This is a genomic window from Acinetobacter sp. UBA6526 (assembly GCF_002434875.1).
Classification (GTDB): domain Bacteria; phylum Pseudomonadota; class Gammaproteobacteria; order Pseudomonadales; family Moraxellaceae; genus Acinetobacter; species Acinetobacter venetianus.
The window spans coordinates 1-21,426 of record NZ_DJLC01000235.1 but is presented as its reverse complement, the minus strand read 5'-3'; the positions used below and the strand labels follow the sequence as shown (position 1 = coordinate 21,426).

Annotated in this window: 17 protein-coding genes and 2 tRNA genes; 7 read left to right on the top strand and 12 right to left on the bottom strand. The window is 41.1% G+C overall.

Annotated elements, in window-relative coordinates:
• Together B4237_RS16220 and B4237_RS16215 are read right to left on the bottom strand one after the other, a co-directional pair.
• The coding region (locus B4237_RS16220) for an MATE family efflux transporter (protein ID WP_414632351.1) at positions 1 to 136 on the bottom strand (136 nt) is incomplete at its 3' end.
• Between the two features lie 96 nt (positions 137 to 232).
• Positions 233 to 694 carry a DMT family transporter gene (locus B4237_RS16215; protein ID WP_004876619.1) on the bottom strand — a complete coding sequence of 154 codons (462 nt, stop codon included), beginning with the start codon at positions 692 to 694 and terminating at the stop codon, positions 233 to 235.
• A gap of 116 nt (positions 695 to 810) precedes the next feature.
• Between B4237_RS16215 and hemW the strand changes: the two genes are divergently transcribed.
• On the top strand, positions 811 to 1,965 hold the full coding sequence (gene hemW, locus B4237_RS16210; protein ID WP_278595942.1) for a radical SAM family heme chaperone HemW: 1,155 nt from the start codon (positions 811 to 813) through the stop codon (positions 1,963 to 1,965).
• 124 nt (positions 1,966 to 2,089) lie between these two features.
• Here the strand turns inward: hemW and B4237_RS16205 are convergent.
• The 4 genes from B4237_RS16205 to B4237_RS16190 form a co-directional block, all read right to left on the bottom strand.
• Positions 2,090 to 2,165: transfer RNA gene (locus tag B4237_RS16205), tRNA-Lys, on the bottom strand.
• A gap of 121 nt (positions 2,166 to 2,286) precedes the next feature.
• A tRNA-Lys gene (locus tag B4237_RS16200) sits at positions 2,287 to 2,362 on the bottom strand.
• Between the two features lie 120 nt (positions 2,363 to 2,482).
• The gene (locus B4237_RS16195) at positions 2,483 to 4,324 is read right to left on the bottom strand and encodes a long-chain-acyl-CoA synthetase (RefSeq protein WP_278595941.1); all 1,842 of its coding nucleotides are present in this window, start codon (positions 4,322 to 4,324) and stop codon (positions 2,483 to 2,485) included.
• A gap of 191 nt (positions 4,325 to 4,515) precedes the next feature.
• Positions 4,516 to 7,869, bottom strand: a complete 3,354-nt coding sequence (locus tag B4237_RS16190) for an Rne/Rng family ribonuclease (RefSeq protein WP_278595940.1) — start codon at positions 7,867 to 7,869, stop codon at positions 4,516 to 4,518.
• A gap of 789 nt (positions 7,870 to 8,658) precedes the next feature.
• Between B4237_RS16190 and B4237_RS16185 the strand changes: the two genes are divergently transcribed.
• The 4 genes from B4237_RS16185 (at position 8,659) to B4237_RS16170 (ending at position 11,745) form a co-directional block, all read left to right on the top strand.
• Positions 8,659 to 9,591 (top strand): RluA family pseudouridine synthase, encoded by a 933-nt coding sequence (locus B4237_RS16185; protein ID WP_278595939.1) that lies wholly within the window; start codon positions 8,659 to 8,661, stop codon positions 9,589 to 9,591.
• Positions 9,588 to 10,262: an HAD-IA family hydrolase gene (locus tag B4237_RS16180; RefSeq protein ID WP_278595938.1), complete on the top strand. Its 675-nt coding sequence runs from the start codon at positions 9,588 to 9,590 to the stop codon at positions 10,260 to 10,262. Before B4237_RS16185 ends, B4237_RS16180 begins: the two co-directional genes overlap by 4 nt.
• Positions 10,263 to 10,386: 124 nt before the next feature.
• A complete protein-coding gene (locus B4237_RS16175; protein WP_278595937.1) occupies positions 10,387 to 11,085 on the top strand; it encodes a helix-turn-helix transcriptional regulator in 699 nt (232 codons plus the stop codon).
• Between the two features lie 51 nt (positions 11,086 to 11,136).
• Positions 11,137 to 11,745 carry a glutathione S-transferase family protein gene (locus tag B4237_RS16170; RefSeq protein WP_061524224.1) on the top strand — a complete coding sequence of 203 codons (609 nt, stop codon included), beginning with the start codon at positions 11,137 to 11,139 and terminating at the stop codon, positions 11,743 to 11,745.
• Between the two features lie 37 nt (positions 11,746 to 11,782).
• Here B4237_RS16170 and B4237_RS16165 read toward each other — a convergent pair whose 3' ends face one another.
• Positions 11,783 to 12,691, bottom strand: a complete 909-nt coding sequence (locus B4237_RS16165) for a LysR substrate-binding domain-containing protein (protein ID WP_004876635.1) — start codon at positions 12,689 to 12,691, stop codon at positions 11,783 to 11,785.
• 389 nt (positions 12,692 to 13,080) lie between these two features.
• Here B4237_RS16165 and B4237_RS16160 point away from each other — a divergent pair, with 389 nt between their 5' ends.
• Positions 13,081 to 14,133: an MBL fold metallo-hydrolase gene (locus tag B4237_RS16160; protein WP_004876636.1), complete on the top strand. Its 1,053-nt coding sequence runs from the start codon at positions 13,081 to 13,083 to the stop codon at positions 14,131 to 14,133.
• On the opposite strand, the gene B4237_RS16155 is transcribed toward B4237_RS16160, so the two are convergent.
• From B4237_RS16155 to katG, 3 genes are all read right to left on the bottom strand, one after another.
• Complete coding sequence (locus B4237_RS16155; RefSeq protein WP_278595936.1) at positions 14,120 to 14,524, bottom strand: DoxX-like family protein; 405 nt, start codon at positions 14,522 to 14,524, stop codon at positions 14,120 to 14,122. The two genes, B4237_RS16160 and B4237_RS16155, sit on opposite strands and share 14 nt — an antisense overlap.
• Positions 14,521 to 14,961 carry a thiol-disulfide oxidoreductase DCC family protein gene (locus B4237_RS16150; RefSeq protein ID WP_278595935.1) on the bottom strand — a complete coding sequence of 147 codons (441 nt, stop codon included), beginning with the start codon at positions 14,959 to 14,961 and terminating at the stop codon, positions 14,521 to 14,523. The genes B4237_RS16155 and B4237_RS16150 overlap by 4 nt, the downstream gene beginning before the upstream one ends.
• Before the next feature lie 90 nt (positions 14,962 to 15,051).
• Complete coding sequence (gene katG / locus B4237_RS16145; protein ID WP_286943947.1) at positions 15,052 to 17,256, bottom strand: catalase/peroxidase HPI; 2,205 nt, start codon at positions 17,254 to 17,256, stop codon at positions 15,052 to 15,054.
• A gap of 605 nt (positions 17,257 to 17,861) precedes the next feature.
• Here katG and B4237_RS16140 point away from each other — a divergent pair.
• A complete protein-coding gene (locus B4237_RS16140; protein ID WP_278595933.1) occupies positions 17,862 to 18,320 on the top strand; it encodes a hypothetical protein in 459 nt (152 codons plus the stop codon).
• Between the two features lie 73 nt (positions 18,321 to 18,393).
• Here the strand turns inward: B4237_RS16140 and ptsP are convergent, their stop codons facing one another.
• Positions 18,394 to 20,688, bottom strand: a complete 2,295-nt coding sequence (gene ptsP, locus B4237_RS16135; protein ID WP_007479111.1) for a phosphoenolpyruvate--protein phosphotransferase — start codon at positions 20,686 to 20,688, stop codon at positions 18,394 to 18,396.
• Between the two features lie 93 nt (positions 20,689 to 20,781).
• A complete protein-coding gene (locus B4237_RS16130) occupies positions 20,782 to 21,258 on the bottom strand; it encodes an RNA pyrophosphohydrolase (RefSeq protein WP_004876647.1) in 477 nt (158 codons plus the stop codon).
• Positions 21,259 to 21,426 lie beyond the last annotated feature (168 nt).

The window sequence follows — 21,426 nt, the reverse complement described above, 5'->3', positions numbered from 1 at the left end:
ACACCAAACTAGTAATCCAAAAGCCGACACCTACAGCAATCGCTGCAAGGTCAGCAGCGGAAAGATGCCCTGCCATAATGGTATCAATCAGGCCTAAACCAGCTTGAGCAAATTGAGTAATCAGAATAGGAAGCATCAAATGGTATAATTGCTTCAATTCATAGCGCGTCGTGGAAGTGTGAGACACAAAAAATACTCTTATAAAAATAAAGGAGAGTTAGGGGCTACGGCCCTAACGCTGTAAGGTGAGTAACACACCGATAAAAATGATAATACCGCCAAGCAAACGTTGCCAATTTATAGGCGTTTTGTCCGTACCTATCCAGCCAAAATGATCAAGTAACATTGAAATCACCAGTTGCCCAAAAATGACTAAACCAGAAAAAGTCAAAAAACCAAGCTTAGGCGCAGTATAAATGCTCATACTAATGGCATAAACCCCAAGGCAACCGCCGATCCATAAATACCACGGAATATTTGAAAGTTCACTTAAATTTGGTTTGGATACATCCTGAAAATAGACTAAAAAAGCCAAAATAACTGTGCCAACAAGAAATGAAAGAAATGCGGCCTGAAGCGGAGAATGTAAATGTTCTCGGAATTGAGCATTGATTGCTGTTTGAAATGCCATTGCAATTCCAACACCTAACGCAAGGGGGAGTATAAATAGCAATTGGCTAGAGATTTTCATCATATTATCAATCTAATTGTTCTTTGTAATCACAGTCTAACTGAATCGTGAAGTGATGATAATAAGCTGATTGAGAGAGTCATGTTAAAATAGAAAAGTTCTGTTATTGAGCTTTTACTTTGAGTCATTTAAATCCAGCAAATATTCCACTTTCTCTGTATATCCATATGCCTTGGTGTGTGCGTAAATGTCCTTATTGTGATTTCAATTCGCATGCTGTTCCTGATGGGCAGTTATCTATGGATTTGGAGCAACAATATCTTGCGGCTTTGGTGGCTGATTTTGAAACACAGATAGAAATGGCTCAAGGTCGTGCAATTCATAGTGTGTTTATTGGTGGTGGAACGCCGTCTTTAATCTCAGCACAAGGCTATCAGTGGTTATTTGATCAACTTAAAGCGCGATTGGATTTTGAAGCCGATTGTGAGATTACACTGGAAGCTAATCCGGGAACAGTTGAGCATGATCCTTTTGCAGATTATCTTGCGACTGGAATTAATCGTTTATCGCTCGGTGTACAAAGTTTTGATGCTGATCATTTACAGCGCTTAGGGCGGATTCATTCAGCAGATAATGCTTTGGATGCAATTCAGCAGGCGCGTCAGGCAGGCTTCGAGCGTGTCAATGTCGATTTAATGCATGGCTTACCAGAGCAGACAGAAGAACAGGCGCTCACAGATCTAAAGTTAGCTGTAACGCATGGCGCGACGCATATTAGCTGGTATCAGTTAACCATTGAGCCAAATACTGTTTTCTTTAGAACTCAGCCTATATTGCCACAAGATGAAGTTTTAGAGCATATTCAGGAGAAAGGTGAGGCCTATCTTATTGCAAATGGCTACGTGAATTATGAAGTCTCTGCATGGCGAAAGGAAAAGCCATCTACACACAATCTAAATTATTGGCAGTTTGGAGACTATTTGGCAATTGGGGCTGGGGCACATGGTAAAGTGACGCGTTCTGATGGGATTTACCGCTTTCAGAAGACACGCTTGCCCAAAGATTACTTAGCAAAAGTTCCTGCTGATCATGTGCAAATGAAACGAATTGAAGCAGACGAATTACCCTTTGAGTTTATGATGAATGCACTACGCTTAAATGACGGTGTGCCAGCTGAACTTTATGAACAACGTACAGGCTTAGCGTTGAGTGATTTGGATGATGTTTTAACGCAATTACGTGACAAAAAATTATTGCTTGAAGACTCTGCTATCTTAGCTTGCACAGCTCAAGGGCATATATTCTTAAACTCAGTCTTAGAAGCATTTTTATAATGTAATGATATGAATGCTTTGAGCAAGGATGCTTAAAGCAATTTAAATTTATTTGTCATCATTTGGAAAAATAGTTTAGACAAAATAAAAAGCCTCATCATTTATGATGAGGCTTTTTAGAATATGGTGGGTCGTCCGCGACTCGAACGCGGGACCAACGGATTAAAAGTCCGCTGCTCTACCAACTGAGCTAACGACCCTGAACGAGGATAAGTAAAATATTTTTTACTTTGTCATAAAGGAAAATCTATGATTTTCTATGACGTTAAACCTCTTACAGGCATTTGTAAAATACATTTTACAAACTAACAAAACATTAAATGGTGGGTCGTCCGCGACTCGAACGCGGGACCAACGGATTAAAAGTCCGCTGCTCTACCAACTGAGCTAACGACCCATCTCGTTTTGATGTTGCGTATTCTAGCAACTTATTCAACTAACACAAGAGGAAATTTAAAAACATGTGCATGATTGTTTATAAAAAGCACGATTTCCTCTTGTTTAGCTAAAAAATAAACTAGAAACGGTATTGATAACTTTGAATATTGTCAAAAATCTCAGTACTTACATCACAATAACTTGTTGCACCAGGTAATAAAACCAATAAGCGTTCAGAAGTTTTGCTTGGATTAAACGCTTCTTCTTTGAGTTTATTCTTTTGGTATTTGAATGTACCTGTTGTTTCAACTTTTGCTTGTATACGCAAGAAAACAGGAATTGCGTATGACGGTAAGCATTTTTTAAATACGTTCACCATCTCTGCTAAATCTGTTTCATTGAGCTCTACACCGTCAACAAGCGTGATTGCTGCCATACCAGCACGACCATTGGTATTTGGGATTTCTACACCGTATACGACAGCCTCAGCGATCTTGTCATATTCACAAACCATGTTTTCAACTTCGGTTGTAGAAACATTTTCACCTTTCCAACGGAAAGTGTCGCCAAGACGGTCTACAAATTGTGCATGGCGGAAACCGATATCACGTACCAAATCACCTGTATTGAAATATGAATCACCTTTAGTGAACACATCTTTCAAAATCACAGATTTATTTTTCTCAGGGTCTGTATAGCCATCAAAAGGAGAGCGGCTAGTGATCTTACCGATAAGTAAACCAACTTCGCCTGTTTTCACTTTCTTGCAGTAACCTTTTTTGTCACGTACAAGTTCATTTTTCTCTTTATCAAATTCAACGATTGCATAAGGGGTTGGAGAAAAACCTACAGTATTATCAAAGTTGAAAATATTACTGAAGCCAACGTTACCTTCACTTGATGCATAGAGTTCTAGTACTTCTTGAACACCAAAACGGTCCTTGAATTTGCCCCAGATATTTGGACGCATCCCATTACCAATCATTTTGGTTACACGGTGAGCACGATCTAATTCTGTTTCAGGCGCATCAATCAAGTATCGGCAAAGTTCGCCTACATAACCAATCGCAGAAGCATTGAATTTTTGAACATCTTTCCAGAATGCGCTAGTCGAGTATTTACGACGTACAGCAAGTGTTGCACTGCCCGCAATCACACCACACCAGCACACAACAACACCTGTTGCATGATAAAGTGGTAGTGTTACATACATTACATCATCTTTACCTAGATTCAAGATATGGCCATAAGTTCCATATGCCAATGTCCAACGGCTGTGCGTAAAGATCACTGCTTTTGGTAAGCCTGTCGTACCAGAGGTGTAAATATAGAATAAGCCATCTTTACCCGTAACAGTACGTGTGGTTGATGGATTGAACTTTGGAAATTGATCAATTTGTTGAGCAAGGTTGATATAGCCTTGAGGGGCAGTACCTGAATTTTTACGCGTTTCTTGATCTGCAAACCAATGAAAACGATCTGGAGCAACATTTAAGTCTGCACGGGTTTCGTCTATCGCTGCACGAACTTCTTCACCCGCAATGACTGCAATTGGATTGACCAAGTTAATGCTGTGAGCCAGTACTTTGCCAACTTGTGATGTGTTGACTAATGCGATTGTGACGCCGATTTTGGCTAAAGCCACGATTGATGCAATTAGCTCAGGACGGTTTTCAACCATCACTGCAACGACATCACCTTTTTTAGCACCAATAGATAAATAGTAATGCGCAATTTGGTTTGCCCATTCATTTAACGCTTGATAGCTGTAGCTTTGATCTTCAAATAACAGTGCGATGCCTTGTGGATTGCGTTTTACTGCTTTTTCAAAGGCAATCCCCAAACCTGCTGGAGATGTTGGTGTTCGCAAGTATGCTTGTTTAAGACCATTCAGGATATGAGGTACTTTAGTGATGAAGTTGGGAAGTCGAGTTGCGACATCACCAAGAGTAATAATATCGGTCTGCGTAGTTTGGCTCATATCAATCCTATTTATTTTTCGATCAATCCAAAAATGGCTATCTGTATGGAACACAACCATTTAACATCATTGTTGTTGATGCTGTTTTTAATGGTAAGTCCCTAGAGCAATCAACCTAATTTGACAAAATAACAAAAAAGCCTAGTCATCGAAATGACTAGGCTTTTGCTTATTGTGTGCAATTTAGCAAATTACTCATTGCTAGCTGTGCTCTTTTTCGGTGGACGACCACGCGGGCGGCGAGGGCGGCTCGATTTTTCTTTCTCGATTTGAGCAGCTTCGTCTTCAGCATCCACCTTTTCAGTAACGGCTTCAGATTTCTCTTCAGCTTTTACTTTTTTGGGTGCTGCTTCCACAACCACAGTTTCTTCAACGACAACGGCTTCTTTAGCCGTCTCTTCTTTCGTTGTTGCAACCTCAGTTTCTGGTACTTTTTCAGCATCAGTTGTTGCTAACTCAAGAGGCTGTTGCTCTGGTGCTGCTGGCTCTGCAACCACTTCAGTTTCAACTACTACTGGCGCAGGTGCTTCTTCCTTAGTCTCAGTGCTTTCGACTGTTGTAGGTGTAGCATTTGAAGCGATATGAGCTTCTTTGGCTTGTTCCGCAGCGAGTTTTGCCAAACGACGACGTTCGCGTGGATCATTCGCAACACGAGCAGCTGGAGCTTCAGGAGGTGTTAATGCAAGCACTGGTGCAGGCTCAACGTCCTCAGTCGGTTTTTGACTAGGAAGCTCAGCATCACGAGTTACAGGACGTTTTTCTTCAACTACTGTTGTTTCAGCAACTAGCGTACTTGCATATTGTTCAGAGAACTTTTGTAAAGCACGGTTGAAGGTTGTAACAAGACCAAATTGCTCAATCAAAATTGTGCAATCTTCACCATAGACATGACGAATCAAGCTACCAAGTGTGAATTGACCCAGCGTAGGAATTTGCGATGGCGCAACTTTCGCAGCGGCTTTTTGCTCAGTTTGAGCGCCACGTTGACGGCGACGAGAGCGTGGATCGTTACTTGCACGTTTTGCAGGCGCTTGTGCTTCTTCAGGAGCAGGCGTTGTTTCAACGACAACTTGTTCTTCTTGAACAGGTGCAGTCTCAACGGTCTCGACTACGGCAGGAGCAACGGACTCAGCTTTTGGTGCAGCTTTTTCCACAGCTGGTTGTTGTGGGTTAATTGCCACAATTTCACTTTGACCTTGGTCAATATTCACGATCAAGGCAGTGTTCATTGACTCTGCACGTGGCGCATCAACAACATTAACTTTTACTTGTTGAGGATTGTTTGTTGATTCTGCTTGAGCAGGTGTCTCATTTAAGACACTTTGATCGCGATGACGGTTTGGACGATTTGGTCGTTGCTGATTATTACGATCACGACGTGGCACTGGCGCAGCATCATTACCGTTTGCAGCTTCATGATGCTGTTGCTGGTTTTGCGGTTCGTGCTGTTGTTGACGTTTTTGCTGACGTTTTAATTCACGTTGCTCTTGACGCTGTTCTTGGCGTGAAAGCTGAACAACTTCTTCATGAACTTGATTTTGTTGCTCATGTGCTTGTGAATGTTGTTCACGCTGCTCTTTGTGCTTACGTTTTTTCTGGTTTTGATTTGGACGATGCGGTTTTTCATCCTTTTCAAATTGCTCACGCGTTTCTTGTTTCGCTGGTGCTTGAGACATGTAAGCATTGTTGTTACCTGCTTGAGCAGTAGTTTCTACTGTTGCAGGTGTGTTGACTTGACCAAATTGACCACGGCTTACTGCGCCGTTGTTGATCATTTGCTCAATCGCTGCTGCTGCATTTTGCGCAGAACGTGATTGGTCAGTTGTTTGAGCTTGCTTTTGAACAAACAAATTCTCTAACCATGCACAAGGACTAGCTGATTTTTGAGCTGCCGCTTGGTTTTGTTTAGGCTGAGCTGTTTGCTGTTGTTGAGCAGCTTTCTTTTGTGGTGCTGCATTGTTTTGAGCAGGTGCAGCGTGGTTATGCTCAGCATCTTCTAAATGCCATTCAGAAGATTCATACCCCAATTCTTTTTCGCTTGAACGAGTCGCTTCAGTACGTTCATAGCTAGATGGTGCAAAGCCTGCTGGGTTGTATTGAATTTCGTAGTGTGGCGTTTCTAAATGCGGATGAGGGAGTACCGTTACTCGAACATTAGAAGTTTGTTCTAAGTAAACAAGGCTGTGACGCTTTTCATTCAATAAGAATGCAGCAATCTCTACAGGCACTTCAACTTGCACTTCACCTTGACGCTCACGTAATGCGATTTCTTCCACTTTACGCATAATTGAAAGTGACAACGAACGTAAGTCACGAACCATACCTGTACCATGGCAGCGTGGGCATACATAACCTGTTGCTTCTTCCAAAGATGGACGCAAACGTTGACGACTCATTTCCATGAGGCCAAAACGTGAAAGTTGACCAAACTGGATACGTGCACGATCACTTTGTGTTGCTTCACGAAGTTTCGCTTCAACCATACGCTGATTACGATCTTTGGTCATATCGATGAAATCGATTACGACTAAACCGCCAATATCACGTAAACGAAGTTGACGTGCGATTTCTTCGGCTGCTTCTAAGTTGGTATTTAATGCAGTCTCTTCAACATCGTGTCCGCGTGTTGATTTTGCCGAGTTGATATCAATTGATACCAGTGCTTCGGTTTGATCAATCACGATTGAACCGCCAGATGGAAGTTTTACTTCACGCTCATACGCAGTCTGGATTTGGCTTTCGATACCAAAATGAGCAAATAAAGGCTCATTCAAGGTATAAGTTTTTAATTTGTCGAGCTGACGAGGCATCACTGCTTTTACAAAGTTATAAGCTTCGTTATAGGCTTGCTCGCTGTCAATTAAAATTTCTGCAACGTCATCACGTAAGTAATCACGAATAGCACGTGTCACTACACCTGCTTCTTGATGAACCAACATCGGAGAAGGGCCAGAACTTGCAGAACTTTGAATTTGAGCCCAAAGGTCTAACAAATGTTGTAAGTCGAGTTGTAACTCTTCTTGTGTACGGCCGATACCAGCAGTACGAACGATCACACTCATGCCACGAGGAACATTGAGTGATGCTAAAATTTCTTTTAACTCTTCGCGTACTGAACCTGAAATTTGACGGCTGATACCGCCACCTTTCGGATTGTTTGGCATCAAAACGAGATAACGACCAGCAAGTGAAATGAACGTCGAAAGCGCAGCACCTTTGTTGCCACGTTCTTCTTTTTCAACTTGAACCAGTAGCTCAGTCCCTTCAGTGATCAATTCACGAATGTTTGATGTTTGACGAGGATCAGCTTTGAAATATGAGTTTGCGATTTCTCGCATTGATAAAAAGCCTTGACGCTGTGCGCCGTACTCAACGAAAACCGCTTCTAAAGATGGTTCAACGCGAGTGACATGGCCTTTATAGATATTTGATTTTTTTTGTTCACGAGTACGATTCTCTAAATCGAAATCGTAAAGACGATTACCAGTGATAAGTGCAACGCGAACTTCTTCGGCGTGAGTTGCATTAATCAACATACGTTTCATGGGTGTGACACCTAATAGTGATGCACACAAACAACGGGCTCATTACGTTTGAACAAACATCAAATTGGCGCGATCAAGACTCAGAAGCAACTTTATGTACGATGCTCTGAAACCACTGACTGTTAGTATCCAGTTTGGGCTTTGATACCGTTATTTCGATGTTAGCAATATTGCTTCAATCTTAGGGTAATTGATATTTCATCCATGTTTTGCATCTGTGAAATATCACTCAACCCGACATAACCAAAGTTTCCTGTACGCTTCACTGGCGGGTGAGCGGTGCATTGGATGGTGACTTTCACTGTCATTAAGCATTGAAGTCGATCCATCTGGAAGTCTCGATACGGAATGATCATCGTATCTCTGCCTGGCAGTTCCAATGCATCAACGCTTTAGCCTGAATGCGACATCAGGGAGCAAATTGTCTGATGTGGATCAGTTTACGTTTAATAACCAGCAAATTGCTGGCGACATATTTTTTCTGAACAAACTGTATGTGCAGATGCACAATTAAACGCAACAGTTTGCCATTTTGCCGATATAATAAGCCTTCGGCGTCGGCATAATTCTTTAGGACCTATCCGAGTTGTTGGTGAATATCTCTTCGATTTAAAATTTTATCTAAAATAAAATTTCCGATTTGATGCTCACTTACGGTGGTATCCGTGCGCTGAATATACCAAACCTTGCAGCATCTGCCTATGGGCTAAGTTTAGGTTTCTTGTGAAATAACTTAGCTAAATGATCATTTTTTAATCATATTTAGCAAATCTTGGATTAATCGAGCGTATGAATTCTACACAACAATGGCAAAGTGTCACTTGGTTTGACGTGGATGAGCATCAAGACGGGCAGCGAATAGATAACTTTTTATTTACCCGATTAAAAGGTGTTCCCAAAAGTCGAATCTATCGTTTGATTCGTGAAGGACAAGTACGCGTTAATAAAAAAAGAATAAAAGCAGAGACTCGTTTAAGTATTGGTGACCAAATCCGTGTCGCACCGATCCGTTATGAACAAAAAGATGAAACAGCCGCACCTGTGAGTGATAGTGTGGCACAAAGCCTACTCAGCCGAGTCGTGTATGAGGATGAAGGCCTATTAGTCGTGAACAAGCCTTCAGGGATTGCTGTGCATGGTGGTAGTGGCGTGGCTTACGGTTTGATTGAGGCTTTACGCGCTGCAACAGGGAAAAAGTATTTAGAACTGATCCATCGTATTGACCGTGATACTTCTGGTTTGGTGATGATCAGTAAAAAGCGTAGTACGCTGAAATTACTGCAAGATTTACTTCGTGAACATAAAATTAAGAAAACCTATGCTGCAATTGTTAAAGGTCAGGTCAGCTTAGATCAGCAGTTGATTGATGCACCTCTGTTGCGTTATGAGCTGGCCAATGGCGAACGTCGTGTGCGTGTCAGCAAAGACGGTAAGCCAAGTAAAACGGAATGGAAGGTCATTGAACGTTATAAGGCAGCAACCTTAGTACATGCTTCACCATTATCAGGACGTACACATCAAATTCGTGTGCATGGTTTAAGTATTGGTCATCCATTAGTGGGTGACGATAAATATGGACATAACAGTGTCTATACAGGGCCAGAAGCAAGACGTTTATGCTTACATGCATTGCGTTTAGAAATCCCAAATTATCCTGTGATTGAAGCACCAATGCCTGAAGATATGCAGCAAGTGGTCGATGAGTTGAGAAAGCAGAAATGAGTCAAAAAATCGAACTGGTGATTTTCGATTGGGACGGAACCTTATTCGATTCGGTAGGGCAAATTGTGGCAAGTCTGCAATATGCAGCACAACAATTTCAACAACCACTTACGAATGAAGCTGCTAAAAGTATTATTGGTCTAGGTTTACCTGAAGTAATGCAAACATTATTTCCGCAAGTACCACATTTGCAGCAAGATATTTTGCAATGTTATGCCGATCATTATGTTGCCAATTCTAAAGGCGATGCATGGTTTGCTGGTGTGGCTGAATTACTTGCTGAGCTTAAGCAGCGTGGTTTAAAGCTTGCAGTTGCTACTGGAAAAAGTCGTAAAGGTTTAGATCGTGTGTTAACTCAAACGAATAGCCATGACATTTTTGACATTACTCGTGCTGCGAGTGAAACCAAGTCGAAACCTGATCCATTGATGTTAGAGCAAATCTTAGCGGAATTAGATGTGGCTGTTGAACGTGCGATTATGGTGGGGGATACCAGTTATGACCTCGAGATGGCACAAAATCTAAATATGCCACGTATTGGCGTGAGCTATGGTGTGCATAGCATTTCAATCTTAGAGCAGTATCAACCCTTAACAATTGCAAATAATGTGTCTGAGTTACATCGTTATTTACAAACGACTATACAGGCTGCAGTATTAACTGAAGCCTAATATATTCGATATGAGGCTTGTTTCATCATTTTATAAGTCATTTATGATGGAACAAGCCTAAAAAATAATAACGATGGAGAGGAACTTCCATTTTCAGCTTTTGAATAATAACAATAGGAATTTCATGTCACGCTCAATTCGCTTGCTCAATCTGCTGCAACTTTTAAGAGAATATCGTTATCCAGTCACAGCACAGGTGTTAGCAGAGCGATTGCAGATCAGTCAGCGCAGTGTGTATAGAGATATTGAGACCTTACGTGATCAAGGTGTGAATATTGATGCGGCGGCGGGTTTAGGCTTTCAGCTTAAAGAAGATTTTTTGTTACCGCCAATGACCTTGAATGAAACCGAAATTGAGGCCATTTTTCTAGCTTTAAATTGGCTAAATGATATTCCAGATCAAGCCTTAAAATCTGCTTCCAAAGCCGTTCTTGCGAAGTTAAATGCAGTTCTGCCTGAGCACTGTCAGCATTTATTAGAGCAAACCACATTGAGATCAATTACAGCATGGCTACCTGTCAATGAAATGCTGGTGGAACAAGTTCGTTTAGCGATTCGACAACAAGTTAAAATCACCGTGGATTATGCTGATGAACAGCAAAGAATCAGCTCTAGAGTTTTGTGGCCTTTTGCTTTAGGTTATTTTAATGATCGCATCGTGCTTGCAGCATGGTGTGAACTGCGTGATGGTTTTAGGCACTTTCGAATTGATCGCATCCAGCAATTGAGCCTCGGCCAAGAACTTTACCCACAATTTAAACAACAATTATTTCAACAATGGTGGACACAAGAAGTTTGTCGTGCGACTACTGACAAAAACTGACAATCACAGCCATTAAATTTAGATAAAACCAACAAACAAGGAAATATCAAAATGGCACTTAAACTTTATACCAATAATATGTCTCGCGGTGTAGTTGTAGACTGGTTACTCATTGAATTAGGTGTTGAGTGTGAACGCATTGAGGTGGCTTATCAGACAGAAATGAAATCACCTGAATATCTAAAAATCAATCCATTTGGCAAAGTCCCTGTTTTGGTCGATGGCGATGTGGTGGTGTATGAGCTTGATGCAATTTGCGCTTATTTAGCAGATAAATTTGCAGAAAAAGGCTTAGCTCCAGCATTAAATGATCCAAAACGTGGGCTGTATTATCGTTGGTTATTCTTTATCTCTGGTCCTTGGGAGGCCGCATCTACCAATAAAATGCTGGGCATTGATGTGAAAGCAGAGCAAAAAATGTCTGTCGGTTATGGTGACTATGAAGATGCCTATAATGCTTTTGTACAGGGACTGGGTGAGGCGAGTCCTTATTTATGCGGTGAGCAATTTACCGCAGCAGATGTTTCGGTAGCGGCAATGCTATTTTGGCAATTAAAAATGAATGAAGTGCAATCACATCCAGCGATTGAACGTTATTTAGAAAACATTTCCAAACGACCAGGTTTCCAAAAGTTTGCTGCGGTTTTTAGCAATGTTTAAGTGATCATCAGTCAAAAGCCGACTAAGTCGGCTTTTTTTAACTTGCATAAAGTGGAAATTGATCCAAATCAAAAACGAGCCGAATTTCTTCTAAGAATTGTTCAGTCGTTTCGTTCGATGAGATCTTATTGAAGCTCATAAATACATCTAAGCAAGGCAATGCATGATTTAAGGCTTTCACTACGACCTTCTCGGTTGCCAATGCTTGCATATATGATGGCAAAATAGCACAACTTTGCCCTGAATCCACGGCTTCGATGCTTTCCGCAATACCGTTGGCTTCATGGATGGTTTTGAACTTAATTTGATGCTGATCGATAAACTGCAAAATCGTTTTCGCGAGTGGTTGAGATAGTTTGTGTGAAAGAATCGTAAGGTCTAAGCCGTTGAGTTGATCCGTTGTGATTTCATCTACATTCGCTAGAGGATGTCGTTTGGGGAGCATAAAAATCAAAGGCTCTTTCAGGACAAGCTGACTTGCAAAGGTATCATTTTGAAAGTCTTGATTTATAAAAATAATGTCTAAATCGCCTTTCTTTAATTCATTAATTTGATCGCTTTCTTTTAAGTTAAGTGTTCGGATTTGAAGCTTAGGAATTTTGACTCTCAAGCGAGGGATAATATAAGGAAAAATCCGTATTTCAGCCGATGGCACAAAACCGATGCGAAGAAATTGTACTTTTGCCGCTGCGACTTGGCGAGCCATTGTCACAGCTTTATCCGCTTGATTTAAGGTTAAGCGAGCTTGTTCCAAAAATACATGACCCTCTTCGGTCAGCTCTACTTTGCGTTTGGTACGGTGAAACAACTGCACACCAACATCATCTTCCAGATCTTTAATTTGCTGGCTTAAAGATGGTTGAGCGGTGTGAAGTTTGATTGCAGCTTTGCTGAAACTAAGTTCTTCTGCAACGGTGATGAAATAGCGTAAATGTCGTAATTCCATAAGACTGATCCAAGTATGTCTTACTGTTATTTTTAAAAGTATGGGTATTCGAAAGTCGTTCTGTGTGGCGGATTATATAGTAGCTGCTTTTTTATACAATATGCTTCATTTTAAAATATAAAAAATGTATTAAAAAATTAAGCATTCGATAGGAGCAATCTAGATGATGAAGCTTAGCAATAACTTAAATTTGTGTTGACTCAAGTGAAGAAAATCAGCATAACTAAAAACGTTATGTTAGGATCAAATTTGATCGTTTGACTGTAATCAAACCCTCTCAAAACTCATACAATAGATTGATTTGAAAAAAGTTAGAGTGATAGTCCGTTATCATTTTAAGCTTATTCATTGATGCTAAAGATGATCAGATTTCATTATAGAAGAAGTACATGAAAGATAAGCCGACATTAACCTATCAATTGCCGACCCAATCTTGCTTGAGCCATACTTTTGGGAAACCTCCATTTCCACATGAAACATCTGATCATTGTGGGGTTGATCGCTTTTATAATTTGGAAAAGCGTCTAACGCCTTTTGATCGAAAAGGATTACTGACTTGGCTAGCAACACGTAAATCTTATACGTGGAATGTTGACCGTTCGCATGAATGGAACATGCGTAACCATATGTTGGAGCTTCCGCAAAATCGACCCGAAGCAGACCTCAATAACTGGCAAATCTGGTTTGTTGGTCATGCCACAGTCTTGATTCAAATTGGGCCATATAACTTTTTGACTGATCCAGTTTGGTGTGAATATGTGAGTCCTAAACAAGGGCAAGGGCCGCAGCGTGCTTGTCCTGCTGGAATCGCACTTGAGCATTTACCTACGATTCATGGCGTACTATTGAGCCACAATCACTACGATCATATGGATCTTGCGACTTTAGAATGGTTGCATGAAAAATTCGAGATGCCAATCTACACAGGCTTAGGCAATAGTCACTATATGCCCAAACATTTGCATGTGATTGAAATGGATTGGTGGCAAGAAATTCCGTTCCATGATGAGTTGAAGATTGCATACACACCAGCGCAACATGCCTCAGGACGTGGAATCCGAGATCAAAATAGAGCACTTTGGGGGGGATTTTCGTTATTGGCAAAAACTGGACACTGTTTCTTTGCTGGTGATACAGGTTATGCAGGCCACTTTAAACAGATCCATGAGCGTTATGGAGATGCACGAGTTGCGCTACTACCAATCGGGGCGTATGAGCCACGAAAATTGATGCGTTATGTACATATGAACCCGCAAGATGCGTTCCATGCACATTTGGATTTACACGCACATCGTTCCTTGGCGATTCATTATCGAACTTTTCAGCTTACGGATGAAAAGCGCGATGCGCCAGAGCATGAACTACAGCAAGCGATGAAGTCTTCTTCAAAATTGGTTAATCCTTTTTATTGTATCCGTGAAGGTCATTTTATTCGGGCTTAATTTTTTGAGCATCAATGCACCAAAGTGCGATGACTGAGAGACAACCTAACCCCAAATTCATAACGACAGGATTGAATGCTTGATAAATCCTGTCCGGATAGATCAATAGAACGCAAAGCAATAAGAGTGTCAAACCCAATAAATTCAGATCATGTAAATACTGATGTTTGATAAATAAGAATAGACTTCCAAAAATAATTTCTGCAATCCCTGATAAAACAATCATATCGGTGATATAGGATGTCGGGATATGTATGAACTGCCATAATACCTTTTCATCAGCGACTTGAAAGATGAATTTGGGAAATAACCCTTGATAAATCCAAAGTAGCGCAATCATCAACTGACAAAATTTTAAGATACGATGAAGCGCCATTTCAGCATTCTTCATTTTAATTTCTCATCTAATAAAAAGTGCGATTCCACATCTGAACCAACAACATAGCAGTGCTCAGTTTTGCCAAATAGCCGATAACGATTTAATGCGATGCGACGATAGGCAAAGTCGCGTAACTTTTTTGGAAGCAGTTTGCCGTATTTTAAACTGGAATAAGGGAAATCGAGACGCTGCATGGTCCGCAAAAAAGCAGTTGATTCGGTGTAGAGCTGACCTTTTTCTAGCAAAATCATGGTTTCAAAATGGTCAGTTGGAAATTGATATTTTCTAAGAATTTGTTGTCCTAGTTGAGACTGGACAGAGACTAATTTGAATTGAGTTTGATGGTCATGTTTGATCATGAAGTCAGCCCAAGCGGAGCAGAGCACACACTGCGCATCGAATAGGATCATGTCGTGTTCTTGAATCAATTGTTCGATTTGATTTGGCATGATTATTTTTCTACTAATATTTTGAGTTTTATATAAAAATAAAGAACCACGAGGGTTCTTTATTTTCTTTCACTTAAAATATCACATGGATTAGGCGAGATCAAAACGATCTGCATTCATCACTTTGACCCAAGCTTTAACAAAGTCTTTTACGAATTTCTCTTTGTTGTCATCTTGTGCATAGACTTCAGCATAAGCACGTAGAATGGAGTTTGAACCAAATACTAAGTCCACACGACTTGCTGTCCATTTTACTGTGCCGCTGTCACGCTCAACGATGTTGTAGCTGTTACGGCCAGTTGGTTTCCAGTTGTACTGCATATCTGTCAAGTTTACGAAGAAATCGTTGCTGAGCACACCAACGCGATCTGTGAGTACACCTTGAGGGTTGTCGCCGTAGTTCGCACCAAGTACACGTAAGCCACCAACTAAAACGGTCATTTCAGGTGCAGTTAATCCCAAAAGTTGAGCTTGGTCTAGCAATAGCTCTTCTGGTGTCGTTGCATAGTGTTGTTTCTGCCAGTTACGGAAACCATCATGTAACGGCTCTAAAGGTTCAAATGAATAAACATCTGTTTGTTCGGCAGTTGCATCGCCACGACCTGCTGCAAATGGCACGGTAATTTGAACACCAGCTTTATGTGCTGCTTGTTCAACAGCCGCTGTACCACCAAGTACGATGAGATCAGCAATACTTACTTTCTTGCTTAAGCTGGCTTGGATTGACTCCAACACTGCCAAGACTTTTTGTAAGCGTTCAGGTTCATTAGCTACCCAGTCTTTCTGTGGCGCTAAGCGGATACGTGCACCATTTGCACCACCACGGAAATCCGAGCCACGGTAAGTGCGTGCACTATCCCAAGCGGTTGTGATGAGGTCACTAGCCGATAGACCACTTGCAAGTAACTTCGCTTTGAGTTCCGCGACTTCACCATCAGTTAAGGTGTAATCTACTGTTGGAATCGGATCTTGCCAAATTAAATCTTCTGATGGTACATCCGCACCTAAATAACGACTTTTTGGCCCCATATCACGATGCGTCAGTTTGAACCAAGCACGAGAGAAAACTTCTGCAAGATAAGCTGGGTCACGATAGAAACGTTCAGAAATCTTACGGTATTCTGGGTCAATTTTAAGTGCCATATCCGCATCAGTCATGATCGGGTTACGACGAACATTCGGATTGTGGGCATCAACTGGTTTATCTTCTTCTTTAATATTGATTGGTTCCCACTGATGCGCACCCGCAGGGCTTTTACGCAATTCCCAATCATAAGTGAAAAGTAAGTAGAAGAATTCATTATCCCATTTGGTTGGATGAGTCGTCCAAGCACCTTCAATACCACTGACCATGGTATTACCAGCATTGCCTGTGCCTTCTGAGTTATGCCAACCTAAGCCTTGGAATTCAACATCAGCACCTTCCACATCAGCGCCTAAGTTTTCTGCTTCACCATTACCATGTGCCTTACCAACAGTATGACCACCCGCAGTTAAAGCAACCGTTTCTTCGTCATCCATCCCCATACGGTCAAATGTGGTCCGCATATCTTGTGCAGTACGCAATGGATCAGGTATACCATCTACACCTTCTGGGTTGACATAGATTAAACCCATTTGTACTGCTGCGAGTGGATTTTCAAGGGATGCACGATCTTGATCGTTGTCATAACGGTTTTTAGTTGCATCTAACCATTTTTTCTCACTGCCCCAGTACACATCTTTTTCAGGTGCCCAAATATCGACACGGCCGCCTGCGAAACCAAAGGTTTTTAATCCAGCAACGTCATATGCCACTGTACCTGCGAGTACGATTAAATCGCCCCATGAGATTTTGTTGCCGTATTTTCTCTTGATTGGCCATAACAAACGGCGGCCTTTATCTGTATTGACGTTATCAGGCCAGCTGTTTAATGGCGCGAAACGTTGATTACCTGTATTTGCACCACCGCGACCATCTTGTTTACGATAGCTTCCTGCAAGGTGCCATGCGGTACGGACCATCATCCCGACATAACTGCCCCAATCCGCTGGCCACCAATCTTGGCTAGTATTAATTAATTCACGTAGGTCTTGTTTAACCGCTTCTAAGTCAAGCTCAGCAAATGCTTTGGCGTAATCAAAATCTGGATCCATTGGATCAGTTTTTTTATCGTGTTGATGTAAAATGTCGAGGTTTAAAGCATTCGGCCACCATGCCATTGGGCCACCGCTCATTTCCGTATTGCCGCCGTGGAGAACAGGGCATTGTCCTGAGGACGTTGTATTTGCTTGTACTTTATCGTCTTGGCTCATGATCTTTCTCCATCAAAATGACTTGTGAGCGAAGTCACTTCAACTATTTACCGTTCAAAATTATGAATGTTTTAGTGATTCATCCTGCAAATTGGGTATCGAGTTAAGAGATGCCTAAATTTGGTTTCACATGAATCAGTTCACATTCTTTGTACTTTTACTCTAGGTTTATGAAACCTTTTTTTCCAATGGATTAAAGTTGATGTCTTAAATGCTTTATTCGATTGAAGTTGCATAAATCTTAAACATGAACTGTGTTGTTGTGGATGTATAAATTGTTAAAAAAAGATAAAACATAATGAAAAATAAAGAATTATTGAATTATTTTACTTTCGTCGAGTATCCGTCGAAGCTAAGCCGAGAATGCTTTAAAAATATTTGGTCTTTTAAAATAATAATGGCTGTCATCTGTTGCAGTTATGTAAAAGTCAGCTATTTTCATCGAGCAAGTAACTTAATTCCATTATCTCAAGTGATTCGTTACAAATAGTCTGCTGAGTTGTTATTTTAATTGTTGATGATGCTTTGAGTTGAAGATGTGTAAGTGGAGCAGTTTTTGGAGTTGGTTATGGTATTTTTGTTTGATTAATGAAGAGATTTCAAAAATGAAAAAAATAGCACTGAGTCTTGGTCTATCTTTGACAGCTTTAACGGGTTGTAGCTCTATGCCACAAACAGATCATATCAAAGCAAATCACTCTAGCGCCGTAACGGTAGAATTTGTTGGGCAAGGAAATTACAGCGTTCAACCACAACAGGGCACAGTAAGTCTATATGCTGTCGAAAGCCGTATGGCGGATGTCCCAGCAACCCTGATTCAACAAAAGAAAGTTCAAGTATCACAAGTCCCTTTTCGTGTTGAATTGAGCTTACCTACGGATCATCTGAAGTTGATTCGACCACCAGTAAGAAGTGATGCGGAAGTTACTTATTACGTGACATGGGAGTCTGATATGAAGAATCTCTCAGGTAAAGATGCAATTGTGATTGATTATGATCGTAAGTTTCCACGAGTGACATTGAATGGGAGTAAGCAGCAAATCTACTTACGTGAAACTAAGTAAAATTTAAATACTGATATAAAAAAGAGCGATATTCTAAGAATAATCGCTCTTTTTCTTTATTTTTAAAAATGCGTTAAGCACCGACTAAACGGTTGGATTTAACCATGTCGCCAAGCCCATGTGTCTTAAAGTAATGCTCTAACCAACTTTTCACGACCAGAGGGTTATTCATTTGTAGAACATCATCTAATAATCTTTGAGCATCTGTCATAGGCACATGACAAATTGCTTTGCGTACACGCAAGATGTTACTCGAACTCATAGAGAGCGTATTAAAGCCCATCGCCATTAATAAAATTGCTGATAATGGATCACCAGCCATCTCACCGCAGACGCTTACAGGTTTTTCATGAATATGACATTCTTCAACTAAACGTTTTAAGGCACGTAACACAGAAGGGTGGAAGTGCGAATATACGTTAGCAACATGCGGATTATTACGATCTACGGCAAGTAAATATTGTGTCAAATCATTTGAACCCACCGAGAAGAAATCAACCAGTTCGGCAAACTCACCAATTTGTAATAGCACGCTTGGTACTTCAACCATAATTCCGATTTTAGGACGTGTGATTTTGACTTGCTCTTCTTCTTGAACCGCAATCCAGTCACGCTCGAGTAAATACAACACTTCTTCTACTTCACTGACACTGGTCACCATCGGAAGAAGAATATGTAAATTATTCAAACCAATACTGGCTTTGAGCATCGCGCGAATCTGTGCAGAAAAAATCTCAGGATGGTCTAAAGTAAAACGTAAACCACGCCAACCTAAAGCAGAATTTTCCTCTTCAATGCTGAAATAAGGAAGGTCTTTGTCCGCGCCAATATCCAGTGTACGCATAATCACAGGTTTATTGGCAAAATGGCTGAGCTGTTGGCGGTAAATGGCGCGTTGTTCTTCTTCACCAGGGAAGCGTTCACGTAGCATAAATGGAATTTCACTACGATATAAACCAACACCTTTTGCACCACGTTGTACGCCGCGCACAACATCGATCATTAAACCCGTATTGACGAATAACGGAATAGCAACACCATCAGGCGTTACAGCATCTTTAGTTTCGTACTGCTTTAAATCTTTTGCAATTTGTTCTTCTTCTTTTTGAACTTCTTTATAACGTTGACGTAAACGACGTGGTGGATTGACAAAGACACGTCCTTGATACGCATCCACAATCATTTCAATATCATCAAGCGTCGTGATTGGGAGCTCAGTCACACCAACAACCGTTGGAATACCGAGAGCGCGCGCCACGATCACCATATGTGAATTGGCAGCACCTTCAGAAGTTACAATTGCAGCAATATTATCGACAGGAAGCTCGACCAACGCAGCAGTACTGATTTCTTCGCCGATCAGGATACTATCTGGACTCAGTTCTCGGTGACTAGAATCGGCTTCTTGCAAACATGCGAGAATGCGACGACCAAGGTCTTTTAAGTCGGAAACACGCTCACGTAAATAGTCATCTTCCATTTGCGCAAATAGCGCAATATGTTTATCGATGACTTTACGTACAGCACCTTGCGCCCAGCTTCCTGCTCGAATATGTTCCTTGATTTCACTCGGCAAGACATTTTCATCTAACATTCGTAAGAACACGCTAAACAATGCACGTTCTTCTGACATGAGAGAGTCTTGCATTTTTTCATCTAAAGATTGAATTTCAAGACGAACAGAAGCGATCGCTTGATCCAAAAGTTCTAATTCATCGCTGATATCTTCAGCTTCACGATCAGGAATTGCAGTTAGATCGGCTGGGGGATATAGCACAATTGCTCGACCTAGCGCGATACCGCCAGCACCCGAAACCCCTTGGAATGTTTTATAGGTTGATCCATTACTCGGTTTACGAAATACATCAATATTCCCGACTGCATGAGCATGTGCGATCACACCAGATAGTTGTGCGCAAAGGGTAACAAGAAATGATTCCGCGGCTTCGCTAAAGTCTTGTGACTCTTTATTTTGAACGACTAAAACGCCCATTACTTTACGGCGATACATCACAGGAACGCCAAGGAATGAGTTATATAGTTCTTCACCTGTCTCGGGTAAATAAGCAAAGCGTTCATGCTTTGGCGCATTGTCTAAGTTGACAATTTCTTCTCGTTGACCGACTAAACCAACCAGACCTTCACCAACATTTAAGGAGACATTGCCGACCGCTTCTGGTTTTAAACCTTTCGAAGCCATAAGCACATAGCGGCGATTTCGTTCATCCAATAAATAAATAGAGCAGACATCAACATGCATTGCTTCAGCCACATGATTGACCATAATGTCCAAAGATTCATGCAAACTGACGGACGCATTAATTTCTTGTACGATGCGTCTAAGCGTGTCGAGTTGCATGTTTGACATGGATGTTTACTCCAATTTATTGAATCGTTATAGGCCTAGTTATAACAGCTCTAATGTCAAAAATCATTGCTTAAAATGATGATTCTACGACAATTAACGCTGAGGTAATTGTAAACACAACTCCATCATGGCTTTGCGGTAAACATCTCGTTTGAAATTGACCACTTGACCCAATGGGTACCAATAACTCACCCATTGCCATTCATCGAATTCGGGTGGGTCTGATAGGTTTAACTGAATATGATGAGGCGATGCCGTTAACTTCAGTAAAAACCACTTTTGCTTTTGTCCAATACATACCGGATCTGAATCTGACCGAATGTATCGATGTGGCAAACGATAACGCAGCCAACCTTTTGTTTGCGCTATAATTTGGACGTGTTCGGGCAATAAGCCGACTTCTTCTCTCAGTTCACGATAAAGTGCCTGTTCAGGGGTTTCTCCAAACTGGATACCTCCTTGTGGAAATTGCCAAGCATTGTGACCAATGCGCTTTGCCCATAAGACTTGTCCGTCATCGTTTGCCAAAATGATCCCGACGTTGGGTCGGAAACCTTCTGAGTCGATCATTTGGCTACCTAAATTTTGTCTATATCGTTGACTTTGATCTCGGGGACAGTCACTCTTCACGTCCAACTCGAAAAAGGTCAAAGTAAAATGTTTAAAATTGCTATGATCTTAACGAATTTCTATCGACTAGCGGAGATAGATTTACATTTTTTTTCTTAATTTTCAGTT